This window comes from Streptomyces sp. P9-A2 (assembly GCF_036634175.1).
Taxonomy (GTDB): Bacteria; Actinomycetota; Actinomycetes; order Streptomycetales; family Streptomycetaceae; genus Streptomyces; species Streptomyces pratens.
On the sequence record NZ_JAZIFX010000001.1, the window covers coordinates 6935711 to 6959918 of the forward strand.

16 protein-coding genes and 1 pseudogene are annotated in these 24208 nt (G+C 70.8%); 12 read left to right on the forward strand and 5 right to left on the reverse strand.

What is annotated here, in order from left to right:
* The first annotated feature begins 65 nt into the window (after window positions 1-65).
* Entirely contained in the window at window positions 66-1727 is a 1662-nt protein-coding gene (locus V4Y04_RS31395; RefSeq protein ID WP_332431124.1) for an IS1182 family transposase, read from the forward strand.
* 29 nt (window positions 1728-1756) lie between these two features.
* Here the strand turns inward: V4Y04_RS31395 and V4Y04_RS31400 are convergent, their stop codons facing one another.
* The 3 genes and pseudogenes from V4Y04_RS31400 to V4Y04_RS31410 form a co-directional block, all read right to left on the reverse strand.
* On the reverse strand, window positions 1757-2119 hold the full coding sequence (locus V4Y04_RS31400) for a hypothetical protein (protein ID WP_332431745.1): 363 nt from the start codon (window positions 2117-2119) through the stop codon (window positions 1757-1759).
* A gap of 63 nt (window positions 2120-2182) precedes the next feature.
* Window positions 2183-2389 (reverse strand): annotated as a pseudogene (locus V4Y04_RS31405) (lipoate--protein ligase family protein); the annotation flags it as partial.
* Window positions 2390-2535: 146 nt separating this feature from the next.
* A complete protein-coding gene (locus tag V4Y04_RS31410) occupies window positions 2536-3351 on the reverse strand; it encodes an SAM-dependent methyltransferase (RefSeq protein WP_332431746.1) in 816 nt (271 codons plus the stop codon).
* A gap of 445 nt (window positions 3352-3796) precedes the next feature.
* Between V4Y04_RS31410 and V4Y04_RS31420 the strand changes: the two genes are divergently transcribed.
* From V4Y04_RS31420 to V4Y04_RS31430, 3 genes are all read left to right on the forward strand, one after another.
* Entirely contained in the window at window positions 3797-4753 is a 957-nt protein-coding gene (locus tag V4Y04_RS31420) for a GlxA family transcriptional regulator (RefSeq protein ID WP_332431747.1), read from the forward strand.
* 96 nt (window positions 4754-4849) lie between these two features.
* Window positions 4850-5848, forward strand: a complete 999-nt coding sequence (gene gap, locus V4Y04_RS31425) for a type I glyceraldehyde-3-phosphate dehydrogenase (protein ID WP_332431748.1) — start codon at window positions 4850-4852, stop codon at window positions 5846-5848.
* 525 nt (window positions 5849-6373) lie between these two features.
* Window positions 6374-6856 (forward strand): PaaI family thioesterase, encoded by a 483-nt coding sequence (locus V4Y04_RS31430; RefSeq protein ID WP_443080110.1) that lies wholly within the window; start codon window positions 6374-6376, stop codon window positions 6854-6856.
* Between the two features lie 35 nt (window positions 6857-6891).
* Here V4Y04_RS31430 and aztA read toward each other — a convergent pair whose 3' ends face one another.
* The gene (gene aztA / locus V4Y04_RS31435) at window positions 6892-7632 is read right to left on the reverse strand and encodes a zinc ABC transporter ATP-binding protein AztA (RefSeq protein ID WP_332431750.1); all 741 of its coding nucleotides are present in this window, start codon (window positions 7630-7632) and stop codon (window positions 6892-6894) included.
* 14 nt (window positions 7633-7646) lie between these two features.
* Between aztA and aztB the strand changes: the two genes are divergently transcribed.
* From aztB to aztD, 4 genes are all read left to right on the forward strand, one after another.
* Entirely contained in the window at window positions 7647-8504 is an 858-nt protein-coding gene (gene aztB / locus V4Y04_RS31440; RefSeq protein WP_332431751.1) for a zinc ABC transporter permease AztB, read from the forward strand.
* Between the two features lie 82 nt (window positions 8505-8586).
* Window positions 8587-9858 (forward strand): hypothetical protein, encoded by a 1272-nt coding sequence (locus tag V4Y04_RS31445; protein ID WP_443080111.1) that lies wholly within the window; start codon window positions 8587-8589, stop codon window positions 9856-9858.
* Entirely contained in the window at window positions 9855-10826 is a 972-nt protein-coding gene (gene aztC, locus V4Y04_RS31450) for a zinc ABC transporter substrate-binding protein AztC (RefSeq protein ID WP_332431753.1), read from the forward strand. Before V4Y04_RS31445 ends, aztC begins: the two co-directional genes overlap by 4 nt.
* Before the next feature lie 75 nt (window positions 10827-10901).
* Window positions 10902-12122: a zinc metallochaperone AztD gene (gene aztD, locus V4Y04_RS31455; protein WP_332431754.1), complete on the forward strand. Its 1221-nt coding sequence runs from the start codon at window positions 10902-10904 to the stop codon at window positions 12120-12122.
* An 87-nt stretch (window positions 12123-12209) separates the two neighbouring features.
* On the opposite strand, the gene V4Y04_RS31460 is transcribed toward aztD, so the two are convergent.
* Complete coding sequence (locus tag V4Y04_RS31460; RefSeq protein WP_332431755.1) at window positions 12210-12452, reverse strand: DUF6411 family protein; 243 nt, start codon at window positions 12450-12452, stop codon at window positions 12210-12212.
* A 301-nt stretch (window positions 12453-12753) separates the two neighbouring features.
* Here V4Y04_RS31460 and V4Y04_RS31465 point away from each other — a divergent pair, with 301 nt between their 5' ends.
* From V4Y04_RS31465 to V4Y04_RS31480, 4 genes are all read left to right on the forward strand, one after another.
* Window positions 12754-13890, forward strand: coding sequence for a phospholipase D-like domain-containing protein (locus tag V4Y04_RS31465; RefSeq protein WP_332433054.1), 1137 nt, complete (start codon window positions 12754-12756; stop codon window positions 13888-13890).
* A gap of 196 nt (window positions 13891-14086) precedes the next feature.
* Window positions 14087-15385: a serine/threonine-protein kinase gene (locus V4Y04_RS31470; RefSeq protein WP_332431756.1), complete on the forward strand. Its 1299-nt coding sequence runs from the start codon at window positions 14087-14089 to the stop codon at window positions 15383-15385.
* A 207-nt stretch (window positions 15386-15592) separates the two neighbouring features.
* Window positions 15593-18562, forward strand: a complete 2970-nt coding sequence (locus tag V4Y04_RS31475; protein WP_332431757.1) for an SNF2-related protein — start codon at window positions 15593-15595, stop codon at window positions 18560-18562.
* Between the two features lies 1 nt (window position 18563).
* Window positions 18564-24140, forward strand: a complete 5577-nt coding sequence (locus V4Y04_RS31480) for a class I SAM-dependent DNA methyltransferase (protein WP_332431758.1) — start codon at window positions 18564-18566, stop codon at window positions 24138-24140.
* Window positions 24141-24208 lie beyond the last annotated feature (68 nt).

Consider the following 24208-nt stretch of genomic DNA (forward strand, 5'->3'; position numbering starts at 1 on the left):
TGCAGCTGTCGAGGTGCCCGTTGTCCCTCCGTCCCCGTTCCGGTGAGCAAGTCCCGCCTCTGACCGTGCAGATCGCGCGGGCGAGCAACCCGGACGGCACGACGGCAATATGGGTGCGGGACCGCCTCGACGGGCTGTGGCGCGACGAGGACTTCGCCGACTGGTACCCGCGTGACGGGCGTCCGGGCCTCTCGCCCGCTCAACTGGCCACTGTCTGCGTGCTGCAGTTCCTGCTCGGCCTGTCGGACCGGCAGGCTGCCGAGGCGGTGCGCTGCCGCATCGACTTCAAGTACGCGATGGCCATGGAGCTGGACGACTCCGGCTTCCACCACAGCGTGCTGGCCGACTTCCGCGACCGCCTCACCGAAGGCGACCGAGCTGACCACCTCCTCGACCTCGTACTTGCCCGTCTCAAGGAGTCCGGCCTGGTGCGCGAGCGCACCACACAGCGCACCGACTCCACCCACGTCCTGGCCGCGGTGCGCGACCTGACCCGCCTGGAACTGATCACCGAGGCGGTACGCGCCGCACTGGAAGAAGTCGCCGGCACCTCTCCTCACCTGCTGGACGAACTGGTCGACGAGGACTGGGCACGCCGCTACGGCCGACCGGTCCGCCTGGGCAAGAACCCCACCAAGCCCCAGACCAGGATCCTCGCCACCGGAAACGACGCCGTCCGGCTCCTGGAACACCTCTACCAGCACGGTTCAGACCGCACATCCGGCCCCCGTGTCCAGGCCCTGCGCCAGATCATGGTGCAGAACTACCACCGCGACACCGCAGGCCGCCTGCGCTGGCGCACCGCCGAGACGGAAGGCGGGCCCGGACTGCCGCCCTCATCCCAGGCGATCGTCTCTCCCTACGACACCTCGGCCCGCTACGCACGCCACGGACACATCATCAGCTGGAAGGGGTTCTCCGCTCACCTGACCGAGACCTGCGCCCCCGACGGCCCCAACGTGATCACGGACGTGGCCACCACTGCGGCCACCACGCACGACAGTAAAGTCTTGCCCGGCATCCACACCCGCCTGCACCGCCGCGGCCTGCTGCCCGCCGAGCACTTGGTCGACAGCGGCTACACCTCCCTGGTCCACCTGGACCAGGCCACCCGACAACATCAGGTCACCGTCACCGGACCGCTGCCCGGCAACCCCACCCGCCAGCACCGCCGAGGCGAGGGCTTCGGCCGGGACGACTTCCACATCGACTACGACCGCCGGCAAGTCACCTGCCCCCAGGGCCAGGTCAGCCAGGGCTGGCACGGCCCCTACCCGACCTCCTCACCCACCGCGGCCCCGCTGATCGTGGCGAAGTTCGCCAAGAGCCAGTGCCACCCTTGCCCCGTCCGCGCCCGGTGCACCAGCTCGCGCGACGGCTCACGGAACGTCGGCTTTCCGCCGCGCAAGCTCCGTGACCTCCAAGTCCGCGTCCGGGACGAGCAGCAGACGCCTGAATGGAAGACCCGCTACGCGGTCCGCTCCGGAGTAGAGGGCACGGTCAACGAGTTCGCCCACGGTCACGGCATGCGCCGCTGCCGCTACCGCGGCCAAGAGAAAGCCCACGTCCAGCACGTCCTGACTGCCATCGCCGTCAACATCGAGCGCCTCAGCAGACTGCCACCGACCACGCAAGCGCCCCCGTCCCGCCAGCCGACCGCCTTCCAAAACTACCTCGACCAGCACAAAATCCCCCGGCCGAAGTCCTGGCGAAAACTCGGCAGTTAACCCCGGAAGTTCCAAGATCCCCGACAGAGTCAAGCCAAGAGCGCGGAAGCTTTTCCCATAACCTCCAGCGCGGCCTTGTTCCGCGCCAGTTCCTTCTCCAGACGCTCCACCTGGCGGCGCAGTTTCTCGTTCTCCGCCTCGGCGGCGGACTTCTTCGGCCTCGCCGGGCCGGTACGCTGGTCGACCAGCTTCTCCAGAGCCCCGGCATCCCGCGCTGCCCGCCACTCCTTCACATGCGAGTGGTACAGCCGCTCGCGGCGCAGGACCGCGCCCTTCTCGTTCTGCGGGGCGGCGTCGTACTCGGCCACGATCCGCAGCTTGTACTCCGGGCTGAAAGTGCGGCGCTTCGGCCGGGGAGCCGGGTCGGATCCGGCGGACTTGCTGCTGGTCATGAGGGGGTGGTTCTCCTGTCGTGCCCTCTCAGGCTAACCCGCCGAAGCGGGACGTCTCACCCAAGGCTGACAGAGAGGGATCCGGGCGGCGAGCCCGGCCGCGTCCAGGTCCGCCGGGGCGCCGTTCAGGGCGTGGTTCACGGCGTCCAGCGCCTCGTCCGGTTCGAGGAAGAAATCACCCGCGACCCGCGTGTTCCGCAGTACGCCGTCCGTCACCTCGACGTCCACGACGACCAGCTTGCCGCCGGGGACCTTGTACTCACCGTGCACCGTCTCCGCCTTTCGTCCCGTCGCACGGGATCAACACCGGAGGCGGTCGCGGTGTTCCCGCCGGCTCGCACGCGGGCGAGCCGGCGGGAACACGCGGAGTCGGGTCCGGGCCACGGGGCAGGGGGCGCCCGTGCCCCGTCAGGACGTCACGGCTTGCGGGCGAGGCCGCCGTGCTCGGCGATGATCCGCGCGTCGGGTGCGTCGGCGTCCGGACGCCACTGGGTGACCGAGACGACGCCGGGCTCCAGCAGTTCCAGGCCGTCGAAGAACGAGGTGATCTCCTCGACGCTGCGCAGGTTGTACGGGACGGCACCGCTCTTGTTGTAGCCGTCCTGGGCCTGCTCGAACCCCGGGTCGAAGCCCCGGGAACCGTCGTTGATGGACAGGTAGCTGCCGGACGGCAGCGCGTCCATCAGCCGTTTCACGATGGAGCGCGCCTCGTCGTGGTCGGCGATGTGGCCCAGGATGTTGCTGAGGATGAGGGCGGTGGGGCGGGAGAAGTCCAGTGTCGCGGTGGCGGCGGCCAGGACGCGCTCCGGGTCCAGCACGTTGGAGTCGACGTAGGCGGTCGCCCCCTCGGGGGTGGAGTAGAGCAGGGCGCGGGCGTGCGCCAGGATCATCGGGTCGTTGTCGACGTAGACGATCCTGCTCTCCGGGGCGATGCGCTGGGCGACCTCGTGGGTGTTGTCGGCGGTCGGCAGGCCCGTCCCGATGTCCAGGAACTGCCGGATGCCGGCCTCGGCGGCCAGATAGGTGATGTTGCGCTGCAGGAAGGCCCGGCTGCTGCGGGCGATGGTCACGATGCCGGGGAAGACATCGGTGTACGCGTCGCCGGCCTCCTCGTCGACCGGGTAGTTGTCCTTGCCGCCCAGCCAGTAGTTCCAGATCCGGGCCGAATGCGGCACCGAGGTGTCGATCTTCTGGTGTGCGGCGGTTCCGGGCGTCGTCGCGGGGTCGCTCATGGGTACGGTCCGTCTCTCAGCCGAGGCAGGCGTGTTCAGCCAGCGGGGGTGTTGCCCCACAACTTACGTCCCAACAGTGTTGTTCCGCACTTCAGTTCGTCACTCTTTCGGGGCGTGGATGGATCTCGGTTGACGCCGTCGGTGGCCACCGGACGGTGCGTGGCCGACCGCGCACCGTCCAGCGGTCGTCACGTGGTGCTTGCCGCGCTTTCCGGCAGGGATGCCGCGGCGTCCTCACCGGGCTTCTGCGGGTGTACGCAGTGCCACCGGTGCCCGTCAGGCGTGTCGGTCACCGTGGGGAAGGCGGTGGCGCACACGTCGTCCGCCTTCCAGCAGCGGGGGCGGAACGGGCGGTTCAGGATCGGAGACGCGCTCACACGTCGGCCCCAGTGGGGCAGTGTCTGCAGCCATAAATCGACATCGCGCCCCACGTAGTCTCTTTCCCATGCCAGCCTCCCGCCCGCATCGCGTCGCCGTCCTCGTACTCGAGGGTGCGAAGCCGCTCGATGTCGGAATTCCCGCCCAGGTCTTCACGACCCGCGCGAGCATGCCGTACGAGGTACGGGTGTGCGGGGCGACACCCGGTCTCGTGACCGGCGGCGACGGCCTGTCGTACTACGTCGCCCACGGCCTCGACGCGCTTGCGTGGGCCGACATCGTCTTCGTCCCCGGCTACCGGTTCCCGGACCGCGACGACCCGCCGCAGGCCGTCGTCGACGCACTGATCGCCGCCCACGCCCGGGGCGCGCGGCTCGCCGCCATCTCGACGGGCGCCTTCGCGCTCGCCGCCACGGGCCTGCTCGACAACAGGCGCGCCACGACGCACTGGCACTACACGCGGGCACTCGTGGTCAGGCATCCGCTCGTCCAGGTCGACGAGAACGTGCTGTTCGTCGACGAGGGCAGCGTGCTCACCTCGGCCGGCGCGGCCTCCGGCATCGACCTGTGCCTGCACATCCTGCGCGGCGACCTCGGAGTGGCCGCGTCCAACCACGCGGCCCGCCGCCTGGTCGCGGCCCCCTACCGCAGCGGCGGCCAGGCCCAGTACGTGCCGCGCAGCGTCCCCGAGCCGCTCGGCGAGCGCTTCGGCGCCACCCGCGAGTGGGCGCTGCACCGGCTCGGCGAGCCCCTCACCCTCGACATACTGGCGCGGCAGGCCGGGGTCTCGCCGCGCACGTTCTCCCGGCGCTTCGTCGAGGAGACCGGCTACACGCCGATGCAGTGGGTGATGCGCGCCCGCGTCGACCTGGCCCGCGAACTGCTCGAGCGGTCGCAGCGCAGCGTCGAACAGATCGCCGCCGACGTCGGCCTCGGCACCGGCGCGAACCTGCGCCTGCACTTCCAGCGCGTCCTCGGCACCACACCGAGCGAGTACCGGCGCACCTTCACCCGGGGCGCATAACACCGTGGCGGGATCCTTTCGAACGATGGCGATCTCGCCACTGTCGGCGGCGCGAGCCGCGGGCGAGCCTGGTGGTGAAGGGAAGGGACACCACTCATGACTCGCATCGCCATCAACGGATTCGGCCGCATCGGACGCAATGTGCTGCGCGCACTGCTCGAACGCGACAGCACCCTCGAGGTCGTCGCCGTCAACGACCTGACGGAGCCCGCCACGCTCGCCCGGCTGCTCGCCTACGACAGCACGGCCGGCCGGCTCGGGCGTCCGGTGACCGTCGACGGGGACGCCCTCGTCGTCGACGGCCGTCGGATCACGGTGCTGGCCGAGCGCGAACCCGCGCAGCTGCCGTGGGCCGAACTCGGCGTCGACATCGTCCTGGAAGCCACCGGCCGCTTCACCTCGGCCAAGGCCGCCCGCGCCCACCTCGACGCGGGCGCGAAGAAGGTGCTCGTCGGTGCGCCGTCGGACGGTGCCGACGTCACGCTCGCGTTCGGGGTCAACACCGACGCCTACGACCCGGCCGTGCACACGATCGTCTCGAACGCCTCCTGCACCACCAACGCGCTCGCGCCGCTGGCAGCGGTCCTCGACGAACTCGCCGGCATCGAGCACGGGTTCATGACGACGGTGCACGCCTACACGCAGGAGCAGAACCTGCAGGACGGTCCGCACCGCGACGCCCGTCGCGCCCGGGCCGCCGGTGTCAACATCGTGCCGACCACGACCGGTGCCGCCAAGGCGATCGGCCTGGTGCTGCCGAACCTCGACGGCAAGCTGTCGGGCGACTCGATCCGCGTACCGGTGCCAGTGGGTTCGATCGTCGAACTCAACACGACCGTCGCCCGCGACGTGACGCGCGACGACGTGCTGGCGGCATACCGCGCCGCGGCGGAGGGGCCGCTCGCCGGTATCCTCGAGTACTCGGACGACCCGCTCGTATCGTCCGACATCACGGGCAATCCCGCCTCGTCGATCTTCGACTCGGCCCTCACCCGCGTCAGCGGCCGCCACATCAAGGTGGTCGCGTGGTACGACAACGAGTGGGGCTTCTCGAACCGCGTGATCGACACGCTCGAGCTCCTCGCCACCCGCTGACCGGACGCCGAAGCGGTACCCCACACCTCCAGCGACCGCTCCGACACTTCCCTTGAGCGCTCCGGTCGGCGAGTCGGGCCGACCGGAGCGCTCAAGGCGCAGAAGTGGGTCCGCCCGACCTTTGGAGGGTGCTGGAGTGCCACGGCCGCCGGCTTCTCCTCCGCGCGGAACTCCACGCGACGAAGCCCCCACTCCTGCTGGTGACGGCCGAGTGAGGATCGCGCGGACGCAGCGGCCCCCCACGGGGGTGAGGGCCGCCTGCGCGGGGGGAGAGGGGGACACCCACCCCGCTGATGTGGATCACCGTGCCCCCGCCCCCCCGCCCCCCTGCCCCGTGCCGGCCCGTGCCTCGGGGCCGCTCTCGCGCGTCCGCCGACGTTGTCGCTCCCGTGCCCCGGGCGGGTGCCGTCGGACGAGTCGCACCGTCCCCCCGCGGGCGGGTGCGACGATCGTCGTCGGAGAGGTTCCCGCTGGGGGGAAGTCGTGCCTGCCGACGGCCCGACCCCATCCCGTACGCCGGTCGTGATGTCCGTCGAAGGAGAGCATGTGGAAGACCCGACGCAGCAGGAGGAACAGGCGAGCGCCGAGGTGCGGGAACGTGTCCGGGACAGCTTCGACCGCCAGGGGCTGATGGCCCACCTCGGCGCGCGGATCACCCGCATCGGACCCGGCCGCGTGCACATCGAGCTCCCGCGCCGGCCCGAAGTGACCCAACAGCACGGCTACTTCCACGCCGGCGCCACCAGTGCCGTCGCGGACAGCGCAGGCGGCTATGCCGCCTTGACGCTGTTTCCCGAGCACACCGAAGTGCTCACCGTCGAGTACAAGATCAACCTCCTCGCACCCGCCGTCGGCAGCCGCATCGAGGCGATCGGGACGGTCCTGAATTCCGGCCGCACCCTGACCGTGTGCCGGCTGGAGGTGTTCGGCGTCCAGGACGACGGTGAAAGGAAACTCGTCGCCAACGGGCAGCAGACACTGATCCGCGTGGACCGACCCGAGGCGTGAGCCCGCAGGAGTAGTCCGCGCGGCTGTCGCAGGTCTCACACCGGTTGCCACAGGTGGGCGAGTGCCGTCGGGGTGAGGAGCCGGTCCGGTGGCCCCTGGCCGGCCAGGCGGCCGTCGCGGAGCAGCAGGCAGGTGTCCGCCGCGCGGGCCGCGTCCAGGTCGTGTGTGGCGTGGACGAGGGTCACCCCGTCGGCGACCAGTTCCGTCAGCAGCGCCGCCGTGCGTTCCCTGCCCTCGGGGTCGAGGCCGGTGGCCGGCTCGTCCAGCAGGAGCAGGTCCGACTCCTGGGCGAGGCCCTGTGCCATGAGCGTGCGTTGCCTCTGTCCGCCGGAGAGCTCGCCGAGTTGACGTGCGGCGAGCGCCGTGATGCCGAGGCGCTCCATGGCCTCGTCCACCACCGTCCGGTCGCGCCGCGTGAGCCGGCGCCATGGTCCCCGCTCGCCCCAGCGCCCCATCTCCACGGTCTGGCGGACCGTCAGGGGAAGCGTGTCACCGACGGTCCCGCGCTGCGGGACGAACGCAGGCGGCCGGGCTCCCTCGTGCCGGACCTCGCCCGCGGTGGGGCGGATCACGCCGGCCAGGACCCCGAGCAGCGTGGACTTCCCGCTGCCGTTCGGGCCGATCAGCGCTGTCACGGCCAACGCCGGTATCTCGCCGTTGAGTTGTTCGAGTACGGGGCGGCCGGGATGGCCCGCGGAGAGTCCGGTGAAGCGGACGCGGGGCGGCATCGGGTCCCCGGTGTCAGAGGCAGGGGTTTTATTGAACATGATTGTCATTGTAATGTGCTCGCATGGACTGGTTGACGGGCCCTTTCGAGGTGACCTTTGTGCAAAGGGCCCTGTGGGGCGGGATGTTGGTGTCGGCGATCTGCGCCCTGGCGGGCACCTGGGTGGTGCTGAGGGGTATGGCCTTCCTCGGTGACGCCATGTCGCACGGACTGCTGCCCGGCGTCGCGCTCGCCGCGCTTCTGGGCGGCAACCTGCTGGTGGGAGCGCTGCTGAGCGCGGCCGTGATGACGGCCGGGGTCACCGCCCTCGGGCGTACCCCGCGGCTGTCCCAGGACACCGGGATCGGCCTGCTCTTCGTCGGGATGCTCTCGCTCGGCGTCATCGTCGTCTCGCGCTCGCAGTCCTTCGCGGTCGACCTGACCGGGTTCCTCTTCGGTGACGTCCTCGCCGTCCGGGAACAGGACCTGGTGCTGCTGGGCGCGGCCCTGCTGCTGGCGCTGACCGTCTCGGTCCTCGGCCACCGGGCCTTCCTCGCCCTGGCGTTCGACCCGCGCAAGGCCCGCACCCTCGGTCTGCGTCCGCGCCTCGCCCACGCCGTCCTGCTGGGCCTGCTGGCACTGGCCATCGTCGCCTCCTTCCACATCGTGGGGACACTGCTGGTCCTGGGCCTGCTCATCGCCCCGCCGGCGGCCGCGCTGCCGTGGGCGCGCAGCGTGCGGGCGGTGATGGCGATCGCGGCGCTGCTCGGCGCGGCCGCCACCTTCCTCGGTCTGCTGCTCTCCTGGCACCTGAGCACCGCCGCCGGCGCGACCGTCTCGGCCCTCGCGGTGGCCCTGTTCTTCCTCTCCCACCTGGCATCGGGCGTCCGCCACCGCCGCCGCGAGCGCCGGAAGGCCGGCCGCGCCGTGGCGACGGCCTGACGGGATCCGACCGAAGAGGCCCGGCCCGAGAACCCGACCTCGATCCACGACCTGATCCAGAAACCTGATGGAGGCGATCCCCTTGCCCGTCCGAGGAAACGTCACTGCCGGGGCGTGCGCGCTCCTGGCCCTCGCGCTGCTCGCCACGGGCTGCGCGGGCGGCCGGGACGACGCCGGCTCCGCCCCGCCGGCGAGCCCGTCGACCGCCGCCACCCCGCACGGATACGTCGAAGGGGCGCTGGAGGAGGCCGAGGAGCAGTCCAGGCTGCTCCTCAACGACCCGAGGACCGGAGACACCCGCGTCCTCGACCTGATCACCGGAGAGTCGCAGGAGGTCCCCCGGGCGCCGGACACCTCGGCCCTCACCACGGACGGCCGGTTCGGCTACCTCCACGGCGCGGACGGCACGCGCGTCCTCGACACCGGTGCCTGGACGGTGGACCACGGCGACCACGCGCACTACTACCGCGCGGCGATACGCGAGGTGGGCCGCCTCCCCGACGGCTCCGGCACCGAGGCTCCTGGCACCTCCGGCACGCGCGTCCGCGGCGACGCCGCGGTGACCGTCGTGACCCACGGCGACGGACGGGCCGAGATCCACCGCCGGGCCGACCTGGAGGCAGGGGACCTCGGCACTCCCCGCCCCCTGCCCGGGACGCACACGGGTGCCGTCGTGCCGTACGCGGAGCACCTGCTGACCCTCATCGACGACGCGAAGGGCACTCCGAGGACCGCGGTGTACGACCGCGAGGGCGAGCGCGTCCCGGCACCGGACGCCGTGTGCGAGGAACCGCGGGGCGACGCCGTCACCCGGCGGGGAGTCGTCCTCGGCTGCGCCGACGGTGCCCTGCTGATCCGCGCGGACGACGGCACGTTCACCGCCGAGAGGATCCCGTACGGCACGCAGGTCCCGGCGGGGGAACGGGCCACGCACTTCCGCCACCGGGCCGGCGGCGACACGCTCACGGCGCCGGCCGGAGACCGGGCGGTATGGGTCCTGGACGTCACCGAACGCACCTGGACACGGGTGGAGACCGGCCCCACAGTCACCGCAAACACCGCGGGCGAGGGCTCGCCCCTGCTCGTCCTTCGCACCGACGGGACCCTGCACGGCTACGACATCGACACCGGGGAGCAGGTGTCCCGGACGAAGACGCTGCTGAAGGACATCCCCGGCACCGGACCGGACGCGACGGCGCCCCGGCCCGTCATCGAGGTCGACCGCAGCCGCGCCTACCTCAACGACCCGGCGGGCAGGCGCGTGTACGAGATCGACCACAACGACGGCCTGCGCGTCGCGCGCACCTTCGACCTCGGCATCGAGCCGGCCCTGATGGTGGAGACCGGCCGATGACGACGACGCCACCGAAGCGCGCCGTGCTGCGGCCGCGACTGCGCCGCCTGCTCCTCACCCTGGTCGCCTTCACCCTCGCCGGCACCGGCACCGCCTGCGCGCCCGGCGACGACCGGCCGCGGGTCGTGGTGACAACGAACATCCTCGGAGACATCACCCGGGAGATCGTCGGTGGCGAGGCCGACGTCACGGTGCTGATGAAACCGAACGCGGACCCGCACTCCTTCGGCCTGTCGGCCGTGCAGGCCGCCGAGTTGGAGCGGGCCGACCTGGTGATCGCCAACGGGCTGGGTCTGGAGGAGAACGTACTGCGGCACGTGGAGGCCGCCCGGGAGTCCGGGACCGCCACGCTCGAGGTCGGCAGGGCGGTGGACCCGCTCGTCTTCCGGGCGCCCGCCGACGGAGGCCCCGAGGCGGAGGCCGGACAGCCCGACCCGCACTTCTGGACCGACCCCGACCGGGTCCGCACGGCCGCCCGCCTCATCGCCGACCGGGTCGTCGAGCACGTGGACGGTGTGGACGAGAAGGCGGTCCGCGCCCACGCCGACCGCTACGACGGACGACTCGCCGACCTGACCACCTGGATGGAACGCTCCTTCGACCGCATACCCGAGCAGCGGCGCGCCCTGGTGACCAACCACCACGTCTTCGGCTATCTCGCCGAACGCTTCGGCTTCCGGACGGTCGGCGCGGTCGTCCCGAGCGGGACGACGCTGGCCTCACCCAGTTCCTCGGACCTGCGCTCGCTCACCGGCGCCATGCGCGAGGCCGGGGTACGGACCGTCTTCGCGGACTCCTCCCGGCCCACCCGGCTGGCCGAGGTCCTGCGCACGGAACTGGGCGGCCGGGTACGGGTCGTCGCGCTGTACTCCGAGTCCCTGACCGAGCGGGGCGGGGGCGCCGGCACCTATCTGCAGATGATGCGCGCCAACACCACCGCCATGACGGACGGCCTGACCGGCGACTGAACCCCGGGCGCCGGCCCTCATTTTCGAACACCCCTCCCGAAGCCGCACCCGCGCGGCAGAAAAGGAACACGCACAGTGAACAAGTCGATACGCGACAGAGCCTTCACCGGCACGGCCCTCGCCCTGGCGGTCTCCGCCGTCCTGACCGCCTGCGGAGGAGGCGACACCTCCTCGTCCGACGCGAAGACGCAGAGGGCGGCGAAGGCGGCGAAGGGTTCTCCGGGCGCCGAGGCCGCCGCGGTCGAGGAGCCGCTGGTCGCCACCTTCGACGGCGGCCTGTACATCCTGGACGGCAAGACCCTGAAGCTCGCCGAAACGATCGAGCTGCCCGGCTTCAACCGCGTCAACCCCGCCGGCGACGACGCCCACGTCTTCGTCTCCACCGACTCCGGCTTCCGGGTCCTCGACGCCGCGCGGCGGAATTTCACCGACATCACGTACGAGGGAGCCAAGCCGGGACACGTCGTACGGCACGCCGGCAGGACCGTCCTGTTCACCGACGGCACCGGCGAGGTCAACGTCCTCGACGCCGCCGACCTCGCCGGCGGCGAGAAGCCCGAGGGCCGCACCCACACCTCCGCCGAACCCCACCACGGCGTCGCCATCGAACTGAGCAACGGCGAACTCCTCACCACCGTGGGCACCGAGGAGAAGCGCACCGGTGCCCTCGTCCTCGACGGGAACGACAAGGAGATCGCGCGCAACGAGAACTGCCCCGGAGTCCACGGCGAGGCCGCCGCCCGGGGCGAGGCCGTCGCCGTCGGCTGCGAGGACGGCATCCTGATCTACCAGGACGGCGAGTTCACCAAGATCGACGCCCCCGACGACTACGGCCGCATCGGCAACCAGGCCGGCAGCGACGCCTCCCCGGTCCTCCTGGGCGACTACAAGACGGACCCGGACGCCGAGTTGGAGCGCCCGACGCGCGTGTCCCTGATCGATACCGAAACGGCGAAGCTGCGCCTGGTCGACCTCGGCACCAGCTACTCCTTCCGCTCACTGGGCCGCGGACCCCACGGCGAGGCCCTCGTCCTCGGCACGGACGGCGCTCTGCGCGTCATCGACCCGGAGACGGGCGAGATCGAGAAGGAGATTCCCGTGGTGGGTAAGTGGCAGGAGCCGCTCGACTGGCAGCAGCCCAGGCCCACCCTCTTCGTCCGCGACCACACCGCGTACGTCTCCGAGCCGGGCACGCGTGAACTGCACGCCGTGGACATCGAATCGGGGGAGAAGGTCACGTCCGTGACCCTGCCGAAGAGCACCAACGAACTCTCCGGCGTCGTCGCGGGCCACTGACGCCCGCGGGCGCCCGCCCCGGCCGCGAAGGCCGGGGCGGGCGCCCGTACACGTCGACGCCGACCCGGGGCGAGAGGACCGCCGGGTTCAGAAGGGCAGGCGGCCGCGCGTGCGGCGACCGGCGGAACCACTGCGCCCCACGGCCTTCGAGCTGCTGCGGAACGGCTTGCTGAACAGGCGTCCCAGGGGCCCGGGGGCCTTTCCTCCCGCGCGGGAGCCGAAGCCCAGGGCGCGCTGGGTGCCGCGTTCGGGCCCGCGGGACAGGCGGGGCAGGAGGAACGCCAGGACGGCGAGAACGACACAGAGTGCGACAATTCCGACGATGACCACGATTACCTCCAAGGACTGTGACGTAGCTGTCGTTTGCCCTCACCGGCGGGGGACATACGTGCTCCCGGGGCCCGCTCGGCGAGTGGAAGGCCGACCCGGTGACCGCCTCCCGGAGGCGTGCCGCCCGCCGCCGTCGCCCTGCTGCACCGACCTCCGCCGGACGAGGACGGGCAGTACGGAGCTTCCTCGTGTGCCGGCCGGAGAACGGATGAGCCCCGAAGACGTGTCACAGCACACCCTGCCCGCCCCGATTCCAGCCTCGGCCTCCGTCGACAGGCCCGCAGGTGAACGCGCGCTGCGGATGCGCCGCAGGCTGGAGCGGCTGATCGGAATCGCCGCGACGGAAGGAAACGCCCTGGTCGCCCTGCGCAACGGCGACGAGATCTTCCCCAGGATGCTGGAGAGCGTGCGGTCCGCCGAGCACACGGTGGACATGATGACGTTCGTGTACTGGAAGGGCGACATCGCCTGCCAGTTCGCCCGGGCCCTGGCGGAGCGGGCCCGCGCCGGCGTGCGGGTCCGGCTGCTCCTGGACGGGTTCGGCAGCCGCACGATCGAGAAGGACCTGCTGGAGCACATGCGCGAAGCCGGTGTGCGCGTGGCCTGGTTCCGGCAGCCGGTGGCGCTCTCGCCGCTCAAGCAGAACCATCGCTGCCACCGCAAGGCGCTGCTCGTGGACGAGCGCGTGGCGTTCACCGGCGGGGTGGGCATCGCCGAGGAATGGTGCGGCGACGCACGCGACGAGCACGAGTGGCGCGACACGCACGTCGAGGTGCGGGGTCCGGCGGTGGACGGGATCGCCGCGGCGTTCGCACAGAACTGGGCCGAGTGCTGCGGCGAACTCTTCGACGCCCGTGACCGGTTCACCGAACACCGGCCTCAGGGCGACGCGGTGGTGCAGGTGGTGCGCGGTTCGGCCGGCTTCGGCTGGCAGGACATGCAGACCCTGATCCAGGTGATGATCGAGTCGGCCGAGGAGCGGTTCCGGCTCACGACCGCCTACTTCGCGCCGGACGCCTACTTCATCGGGCTTCTGTGCGACGCGTCGCGGCGCGGTGTGGAGGTGGAGATCCTGTTGCCCGGCCCGTACACCGACAAACGGGTCTGCCAACTGGCCGGACAGCATTTCTACGAGGACCTGCTGGCCTGCGGCGTGAAGATCCACCAGTACCAGCCGACGATGATGCACGCGAAGATCATCACCGTGGACGCGACGGCCGCGCTCATCGGGTCGACCAACTTCAACCGCCGTTCCCTCGAGCACGACGAGGAGATCATGCTGGCCGTCCTCGACGAGGAGTTCACCGCCACCCTCGACGCCCATTTCGACGAGGACGTGGCGGTCAGCGAGCCGATCCGGGAAGGACGGTGGAGGAGGCGATCGCTGCTGCAGCGGGCGCGCGAGAAGGCCGTCCTGCCCGTACGACGGTTCCTGTGACGTCGGCGGGAGGAACCGATGAACAGCGCGAGGACTTCGGGCTTCGGCATGCCGCATAAGCGGCCTGGCGGACCCTGTGGACTCCAGCGCCGGCGGCCGGCCGGTCGCTTAGACTTCCGCTGCGCGTCCGGTGCGTTCCCGACCGAAGCGGGAGCAGTCGGCCGGCCGAGCGGGAACAAGGGGGAAGAGCGCGGCCATGGAGCCACTGAAGGACGACGACCCGGTGAGCATCGGCGGCTACCGGTTGCTGTGCCGGCTCGGTTCGGGCGGCATGGGGCAGGTGTATCTCGGTGAGTCGCCCGCCGGGCTCCAGGTCGCGGTCAAGGTCATCAAGCCGTCGGTGCTCGACGAGGACGGCCGGGCCCGGTTCCTGCTCGAAGTGGACAGTCTCAAGACGGTGTACGGGCCCTTCGTCGCCCCCTTCGTCTCGGCCGATGCCCAGGCCGAACGGCCTTGGCTCGCCGTCGAGTTCGTGCCGGGGCCGGATCTGCTGACCTTCGTCGCGGAGCACGGCGTGCTGCCGCTCGTCGAGACGGCCAGCCTGGGGGCCCTGCTGGCCGAGGGGCTCGGCACGGTGCACGAGGCCGGACTGCTGCACCGGGACCTCAAGCCGCAGAACATCCTGCTCTCCGCGTACGGACCCAAGGTGATCGACTTCGGTCTGGCCGTGCTCGCGGAACGACGCTCCACCCTGACCGCCACCGGCGTCGTGGTCGGCTCGGTGCTGTGCATGCCGCCCGAGCAGGCGCGGGGCGAACACCGACTGGACCGGTCCGCCGACGTGTACGCGCTGGGGGCCGTCCTGCTGTACGCCGCGACCGGTCACTTCCCCTACGGCGGGAACAGCTGGCAGGCCGTGGCCCTGAACATCGAGGATCCGCAGGTGGCGCCGGACCTCTCCGGGCTCCCGGCGGAGCTGGCGTCGCTGATCAACGGGATGCTGGCGCTCGATCCCGCCGAGCGGCCGACCCTGGACCAGGTCACGGGCCGGCTCGTGGAGGTTCTCGCAGGTCAGGGTGTGAGCGCGGGGCAGGCCAAGCGCCGGCTCACGGAGCGGACCCCCGTCATCGAGGTGCCCGAGGCGTCGTTCCCGCCCGTGGCGGAGGAGCGTGCGGAGGGTCGGCCCGGTTACACACCGACCGTCGTCGATGTGGCGGCGCGCGAGGACGACACGGGCGAGGAGGTGTCGGGGTACGAGCGTGACCTCCCCGGCGGCACCGGTCCGGGCGACGAGGAGGAAGCCCTCGAAGGCGGGGCGGGGGAGCGGGGTTCCGGTGGTCCGCACGGCTTCGGTCCCGGCGACGCCGACCGCTTCGAACCCGCTCCCGGGGGCGGTCCCGGGTCCGGCGGGGCGGCCGGGCGCGGTCGGCCGTCCGAGCCGCCGCCCGCCGCGGAGCCCCGTACGGGCGGTGCGCGTCCCGGTGTCCGTCTCTCCGCGCCGTTGCGGATCGCCGAGCGGCTGCGGGCCGCGTACGCGAGCGACGCCCGTTTCTGACGACCGGCACCGACCGGGGAGGAGCGGCGAACTCCTCTCCACGGACAGTGACCGCCCCGTGTGAGGCGGGTGCGTCGCGTGAAACACTTGCGGCGCCGGGCCGGCGACGCGTGCGGTGCGCCGCGGCCGGCCGACGGCAGGACCCGGCGGCGGCAGAACCCGGGCGACGACAGAATCCGGGACGGCAGGACCCAGGAAGGACAACCGGTGGCACAGCAGGGGGAGACCCGGTATCCGCCAGGCGCCCAGATTCTCGTACGGGACGAGGAGTGGCTGGTCAGGACCGCGGTCAGGGCGGGGCATCCCGACGACGGCGAGCGGATCGAGGCGATAGGCGTCTCGGAGTTCGTCCGCGACGAGGAGGCCGTCTTCTTCAGCGGCATCGACCGGGTCGATCTCCTCGATCCGGAGAAGACGCGTCTGGTGAGTGACACGTCGTCCTACTTCCGCCGTGCCCGTCTCTTCCTCGAAGCGGTGCTGCGCAGGACTCCGCTGCCGCAGTCGGAGCGCGGTCTCGCCCTGGCGGACCGCTTCCTGCTGGACCCGCTGCCCTACCAGCAGCGCCCGGCGGAGCTGGCGCTCTCGCTGCGCAATCTGCGTCCGCGCATCCTGATCGCCGATGTCGTCGGCCTCGGCAAGACGCTGGAGATCGGGCTCACCCTGGCCGAGCTGATCCGGCGCGGCAGGGGCGAGCGCATCCTCGTCGTCACCCCGCAGAGCGTGCTCGAACAGTTCCAGCACGAGCTGTGGACCCGTTTCGCGATCCCCCTGGTACGGCTCGACTCGCTGGGCATCCAGCGCATCCAGCGGGAGATCCCGGCCGGACGCAACCCGTTCACGCACTACAAGCGCGTGATCATCTCCGTCGACACCCTCAAGAACATCGGCCAGTACCGGCACCACCTGGAGCGTATCCAGTGGGACGCCGTGGTCATCGACGAGAGTCACAACCTCATCAACCAGGGCAGCCAGCGCCGCGCCCTCGCCGAGACCCTGGCCCCGCGCACGGACGCGCTGCTGCTGGCGAGCGCCACCCCGCACAACGGCGACAAGCGCTCCTTCGCCGACCTGATCAGCCTGCTCGACCCGGCCGCCATCGCCGACGCGGACCACTACGACCCGGCCGAGGATCTCGGCCACCTGTTCATCAGACGGACGAAGATCAGTCCCGAGGTCCGCAACGGCATCGGCGCCGAGTGGGCGGACCGCGGGCCCACCCGTTCGCTGCACTGCGCCGCGAACGAGGCAGAGGAACGGATCTTCGCGGAGCTCACCGAGCACTGGCTGCCCGCCCCGCCCGCCTCCGCCGAGTTCGGGACGGCGGACCGGGACCGTACGTCGGTGGCCACGGACCCCCTCTTCGCGTACAACCTGCTGAAGACCTTCCTGTCCTCGCACAAGGCGCTCGCCGAGACCGTCGCCCGGCGCATCACCGCCCTGGACAAGAAGGTGCGGGACGCCGAGAAGGAGGGCAGGCGCCCCGACCCGGCGATCGGCCCCGAGCAGCGGGCCCTGGTCCGGCTCCGTGAGCTGACCGCCTCCATGGGCGACGGCACCGGGCCGGGCGACTCGACCAAGCTGGACGCGCTCGTCGAGCAGTTGAAGGAGATCGGTGTCGGCCCGCGCAGCGGCACCCGTGTGGTCGTCTTCTCCGAGCGGGTCGACACCTTGAAGTGGCTGGCCCGCGTCGTGCCCGCCCGGCTGGGCTTCCGGGCCGACCGGGACGGCGCCGTCAAGGCCGTACGCGTCATGCACGGCGGGCTCAGCGAGGAGGAGCAGCGGCTGTGCCGGGAGGCGTTCGGCCTGGCCGGTGACCCGGTGCGGCTGCTGTTCACCGGTGACGTCGCCTCCGAGGGCGTCAACCTGCACCGCCAGTGCCACCACCTCATCCACTACGACATCCCCTGGTCGCTGATCCGCATCGAGCAGCGCAACGGCCGCATCGACCGGTACGGGCAGCGGTACGAGCCGCAGTTCCGGGCGCTGATCCTCACCTCCGCCGTGCCCGGCGCGAAGGACGACCGGACCGTCGCCGAGAAGCTGCTGACCCGTGAGGAGGAGGCCCACAAGCTGAACGGCACCGCCGAGGCGGAGACCGGCTACTACCGGGCCGACGAGGAGGAGCGGCGGCTCATCAAGGAGCTGGTCGAGGGCGGCACGGTCGAGGACTTCCTCGACGCGGCGCCCGCCGCCGGGGACACCGACCTCGCCGACCTCTTCGGCCAGGTCGACACGATCACCGAGGAGGAGCCGCCGCGGCGCGCGGAGGTCCCCTCCCTGTTCGGCGGGGACCTGCCGGCGTTCGTCGACACCGCGCTCGCCGAGCTGTTCGAGGACCGGGCCGAGGACGTCCTCGGCCTGTCCCGCGCCGAGGACGCCCAGCGCCGCCGCTCCCTGTCGCTCTCCCCGGAGAAGGCACCCGACCTGCTGCGCCGCCTCAAGGCCCTGCCCCCCTCCTACCTGAAGGAGCAGGGGGTGGCCGAGCGCATGATCCTCACCTTCGACCGCGACCTGGCGCAGGACAAGCTGACCGAGGCCCGGGAGGCCACGGACACCATGTGGCCGACCGTGTCGTTCCTCAGCGACATCCACCCGGTGGTGGAGTGGCTCACCGACAAGGTGCTCGTGCAGTTCGGCCGGCAGGAAGCCCCCGTCATCACCTCCCCGTACGTCACCGAGCCCACCTTCCTCATCCAGGGCATCTGCTCCAACGCCCTCGGCCGGCCCACCGTCGTACGGTGGATGGCCGTCCCGGCGGAGCCCGGCGGACCGGTCCGGCCCATGACCGAGGCCCTCGCCGAAGCGCGGGTGGGCCCCGACCTCGCCCGTACCGGCGAGCCCCGCGACCTCGCCCGCCTCCAGGAGCTGGTCCCGGCGGCGGTGGCGACCGCCCGCGAGTACCTGGAGAAGTACAAGGACGAGTGGGCCGAGCAGATCAGCGGCCCGCTGGCCGAGTACCGCGAGCGCCTCACGCACTGGCGGGCGGACTCCCTGCCCGGCGCGACCGCCCGCAAGGAGAAGCAGATCGAGGCCACCGCCGACGAACAGGCCCACCTTCTCGACCAGTTGAGCACCTCCGGCCGGCCCCTGCTGAGGGTGCTGGCCGTCCTGGACAAGCCCGCGCCCGAAGACGGCTTCGGCGGCGCCACCGAACCGGCCGACCCGGCGGAGGACTGACGTGACCTACGACTCCCTCGTCAACCACGGCGACTACCTCTCGGCGCACTACCTAGCCGAGGTGCTGCCCAAGGACCTGAAGGCCAAGGACGGCCTCCTCGCCCGCTGGGCCGCCGCCGAGGAGACCGCCCGCCGCGCCCACGCCGAAGCGGTGGCACGGGCGGAGGCCGCCGGCGACGACCCTGCCCCCGTCCCGCCCCGTGCCCGCACCCCCCGCGAGGGCCTGCGCGCCCTGCACGGCCCCTACTTCGCGGGCCGCGCGGACTTCGCGCACGACGCCGAGGCGCTCAGCGTGCCGGACGCGCCCGTCCCCGCCGACTGGGGTAAACGCCTGACCGAACTCCACCTCGACACCCTGCGCGCGCTCGGCTACACGGACGCCCACGAGCAGACCGTCACCGTGCACCGCTCCGGGCACGACTACGCCGTGCGGGCCGTGCACGCCGAGCCCGGCGTGATCGCGCTCTCCTGCGGCTGGACCGCCGAACCGGACGCCGCCCTCGACCCGGACGGCGCCGGACGCCTGCTGCACCCGGTGGCCCTGGAGGCCTCCGGCCGGCTCCGGGACGCCAAGGCCGTCACCGACTTCCTCTTCCAGTGCGAGGAACCCCCGCGCCACGTCCTCCTGATGGCGGGCGGCGTGGTCGTCCTGGCCGACCGGATGGCCTGGCACGAGGGCCGCTACCTCGCCGTCGACCTGGACGCCGTCCTCAACCGCCGCGACGACCGCAACGGCGGCGAACTCGACACGATCGCCGCCCTGTTCGGCGCGGACTCGCTGCGCGTGCCCGAGGAGGGCGGCACCGCGCCGCTCGCCGGGTTCGTCGACAAGTCCGGCAAGCACGCCGTCGGCGTCTCCACCGAACTGCGCGAGGGCCTGCGGCTGTCCGTCGAGTGGATCGCCGACGAGGTCCTGACCCGCCTGCGCGAGCAGGGCGTCCCCGTCTCCCGGCTCGACGACCCCAAGCGGCTGGCCAAGGAACTCACCCGCGAGTCCCTGCGCTACCTCTACCGCATCCTGTTCCTGCTCTACGCCGAGGCCCAGCCCGCGCTCGGCATCCTGCCCTCCGACTATCCCGAGTACGGGCGCGGCTACGGCCTCCAGCGCCTCGGCGACCTCGTCGTACGCGACCTGGTCGGGGAGCGCTCCCGGCAGGGCTTCCACCTCTACGAGTCCCTCGACCTGCTCTTCCGCAACGTCGAGAAGGGCCACCGCCCGTACGGCTCCGAGGAGGAGGACGTCCTCGCCCAGGAGGCCGACCGCGCCGCCACGGAGGCCGAACGCGAAGCCGCCCGCCGCCTCGCCGCCGGTGAGATCACCCGGGCCGAGCACGACGACCTGGTCCGCGAGGCCGACCGCTCCCGCCGCGCCGCCGCCCACAGCGCCGACGTCGGCCTGCGCTTCGAGCCCCTGCGCTCCGAGCTGTTCAAGGAGGACGCGATACGGCTCATCTCGGCCGGCCGCCTGGAGAACCCGCTGTACGAGGGCGACGGCGACGGCGACGGCGACCCGGACGTCCCCGAGTTCCTCGACACCCGGCTGCGCAACGAGACCCTGCACAAGGTGCTGCGCCGCCTCATGCTGACCAAGGGCAAGGGCCGCGAGCGCGGCGGCTTCATCTCCTACGCCCAGCTCGGCATCAACCAACTCGGCGCCGTCTACGAAGGGCTGATGTCCTACTCCGGGTTCATCGCGGAGGAGGACCTGTACGAGGTCGCCAAGAACGGCGACGCGTCCGGCGGCAGCTGGATGATCCCCGCCTCCCGTGTCCACGACTATCCCGACGACGTGTTCGTCGAGCGGCCCCACGAGGAGACCGGCCGGCCGGTCCGGGTGACCCACCCGAAGGGCACGTTCGTCTACCGTCTGGCGGGGCGCGACCGGCAGACCTCCGCGTCGTACTACACGCCGAAGTCGCTGACGGAGGTGACGGTCGAGCTGGCGCTCAAGCACCGCCTCGACCAGGACGGTACGACCACCGAGGCGCGGGAGCTCCTGGAGTGGCGGATCTGCGAACCCGCGCTCGGCTCCGGCGCGTTCCTCAACGAGGCGATCGACCAGGTGGCGGCGGAGTACCTGCGGCGCCGGGAGAGGGAGCTGGGCCGACGCGTCGACCCGGAGCAGCGCCAGATCGAACTCCAGAAGGTCAAGGCCTACGTCGCCCTGCACAACGCGTACGGCGTCGACCTCAACGCCACAGCCGTGGAACTCGCCGAGGTGTCCCTGTGGCTCAACTCCATGCACCCCGGCATGCGGGCGCCCTGGTTCGGGCTGCACCTGCGGCGGGGTAACTCGCTGATCGGGGCGGGGCGGAAGATGTACGGCGCCGACGTCCTGGCGGACGGGCCCTGGCTGTCGAAGACGACCCCGCTCCCGCCCACCGACCTCCCCTTCCGCGACGGCGGCCTGCCCGACGGCGCCGTCCACCACTTCCTCCTCCCGGCGGTGGGCTGGGGCGCGGTCGCGGGGGAGTCCGAGGCGAAGAAACTGGCCGAGGAGCAGGCGAAGGCGCTGGGTGCGTGGCGCCGGGGCATCCTGAAGGCCCCGAAGGCCCCCAACCCGTTCAAGGAACGGGAGAACGAGCCCGAGGACAAGCGGCAGAAGCGCTACAACACCTGGCTCGCGGCCGGATCCAAGACCGAGCTGCGGCGGCTCCAACGCGTCGCCCACCGCGTCGAGTTCCTGTGGAGCCTGGTCGCCAAGAGGCTGGAACTGTCCGAGCGCAAGGTCTCCCGACGCATCGACGTGTGGGAGGCCGACTGGCTCGAACCGTCCGACGAGGCGGCGGACAAGCAGCGCGTCCTCGACGACCTGACGGTGGCCGGCACGCCGTACTGGCGGCTGAAGACCGTCATGGACGCGTGGTGCGCGCTGTGGTTCTGGCCGCTGGACAAGGCGTCTGCGCTGGACGGTACGGCGCCGGAGTACGGGCCGGGCGGCGGGGTCGTACGGACGGGGGACGTGGCTGCGCTGATGTCGGGGGCGGCCGGGTCCATGTCGGCGGTTCCGGCCGTCGAGCCCGAGCCCGAGCCGGGCGAGCCCGCGCCCGGGGACCTGGCCTGGCAGGCCACCGGGCTCTTCGACAGCTCGACCGGTGAGCAGGGCGACTTCGCGGAGTTGACCGACAGTGAGGACAACGAGGCGGGCCTCCGGTCGAAGGGGCGCAGCACTGGCGGCGGGCGCAAGACGCAGATCGCGGAGGATCCTTGGCGTCCGGTCATTCCTCTGAAGACGTTCGCCGACTGGTTGGACTTCCTGGAGGCCGTCCTCGGCCGCAACGACCCCGGCGACGGCTCCTTCCTCGACGGCCTGGACGACCTCCCCGTCGATGAGGCGCTGCCCCTGCTGGAGGCGTACGAGCGCACGCTGGACGGCACGCTGGGCATGGACCGCGTCCTCAACCTGCCGACACGGTTCCCGTGGCTGCCGGTGGTCGAGGACATCGCCGGTTCGACGGAGAAGGACATCAAGACGGAGGACGGACACGGGTTCTTCCACTGGGAGCTGCACTTCGCGCATGTCTTCCGGGGGAGCAGCGGGGGGTTCGACCTTCAGGTGGGGAATCCGCCGTGGGTGAGGCCGAGGTGGGAGGAAGACACGGTTCTCGCGGAGCGAGAGCCTTGGTTCAAGCTGGCAGAGAAGCCGAGCGTGGCGCTTTGGCGTGCGCGGAAGGAAGAGGTGCTGAGTCAAGAGGGCGCAACTCAGTACTTCTTGAATGAGCTGGCATCGAATGCTGCAATGGCGCTGTGGCTCGCGTCGCCGATTACCTATCCGGTACTCGCAGGTACGCAACCAGATTTGTACCGGGCCTTCATGAGCCAAGCGTGGCGGAATGTCGGCACCGGCGGGATGGCCGGTTTGGTGCATCCCGACACACACTTGGGTGGCACCAAGGACGGGAGGATCCGTGCCGCAGTCTACCCGAGGCTCCGTCTGCACGCCGGCTTCGTGAACGTGGGTAACTGGGCCTTTGAAGCGAGCCGGAACACCGAATTTGGCGTGCATATCTACGGTGCCGCTCAAAATGCCATCCACTTCGATAATTTGAGTCGACTTTACGGTGTGGAGCCCCTCATCCCTTCCCTGGATCATGATGGGGGAGGCGAGGTTCCGGGCATGAAGCGTGATGGTCATTGGGATCTCCGACCTCATCGTGCTCGTGTCGTGAGGGTCGATGAGACGGTGTTGGCTGAGTGGCAGCGACTGGCTGGTGATACGGCTGCACCTGTGAGGGAGGCCGCCCTACTTCAGCCGGGTTCCAGTGAGGAACAAGGGGCGATGGCTGCGCTATCGTCAGTGAAGGCTCGTTTGGGGTCTTATGAACCACGGATCAGCAGCGGATATCACGAGAAGATGGGTAAGGAAGCAGGCTTGATTGCCTGGCGTACTTCGCTTCCCGGTTCTCTCAGTGAACTCGTTCTTCAAGGGCCACATTTCGGCATTGCCGCACCGGTGAGTAAGCAGCCGAAGAATCCATGCCGTGGCAACCACGACTGGACCAGCTTCAATCTCACTGGGCTGCCTGAGGATGCTGTGCCCCGGACGAACTACGTGCGTCCGGCCTCCTGTTCGCTGAAGCGCTACGAGGGTGAGCAGGCTCACTGGATGGATCACTCGCGCTTGGACCAGGAGTGGGAGCCCAGCGTGCAGGAGTGGGCGAGCCGTGGCGATGTCCTGAGTGAGGAAGAGCTGGAACTTCCGGAGGGTGAGCAACGGGAGGTACTACGACTGCGGCTGTGGTGGTTCCGTCCGTACACGCGGTTTTATCGGCTGGCGTGGCGTCGCATGATCCCCTTCAACACTGAGCGGAGCTTGTTCGCCTCGCTGATTGCGCCGGGACCCGCGCACGTCAACACAGTGCAGTCCCTAGCCTTGAGCGACAATCGAGCGACCGCTCTCAACGCTGGATTCTGGGCTGCTCTACCCGTCGACTACCTGTTGCGGATCACGGGGCGGTCAGATCTCCAGGTCGCCGAGGCGAACAAGATGCCTTATGCGGACCCCACGCATCCCTTGGCTACTCCTCTCCTTCTCCGCACCCTCCGCCTCAACTGCCTCACCGACGCCTATGCACCTCTCTGGGCGGAGCTATACGACATGACGTGGCCCGGCTATGAGGACTGGGTTGTCAAGTGGCCCAGGGTGAAGCCGTTGACAGGGCACCTCAAGTCGGCCTGGGAGTACATCACTCCGCTGCGCACCGAGTACGAGCGGCGGGCCGCACTCGTCGAGATCGATGCGTTGGTGGCGGCATGGCTCGGCATGAGCGCCGACGAACTCGTGGCCATCCACAAGGCGCGATACGCGATCCTTGCCGACCGTGAGTCGCAGATGTGGTTCGACGCGGAGGGGCTTCAGCTCGCCCAGGACCCGTACGCCCATGGCCATGGCCAGACCAAGAAGGACTACGAGGAGTTCATTGCCTACGACAAGGGCGAGCGTACTGAACCCCCCGTCGGCTACACCGCCCCCTTCTACAAGGCCGAACGCGAGGCGGAGATGCGAGCCGCGCACGCCGTGTTTGTGAAGCGGTTGCAGGATGCGATCGACCAGGGGAAGTGGGAACCCAGCGCCTGACGCGTGCGTCGCAGGCAGAGCGCCCCACCCCGAAGACGGTTTCGGGCAGGGCGCTCTGCTGTGCGACA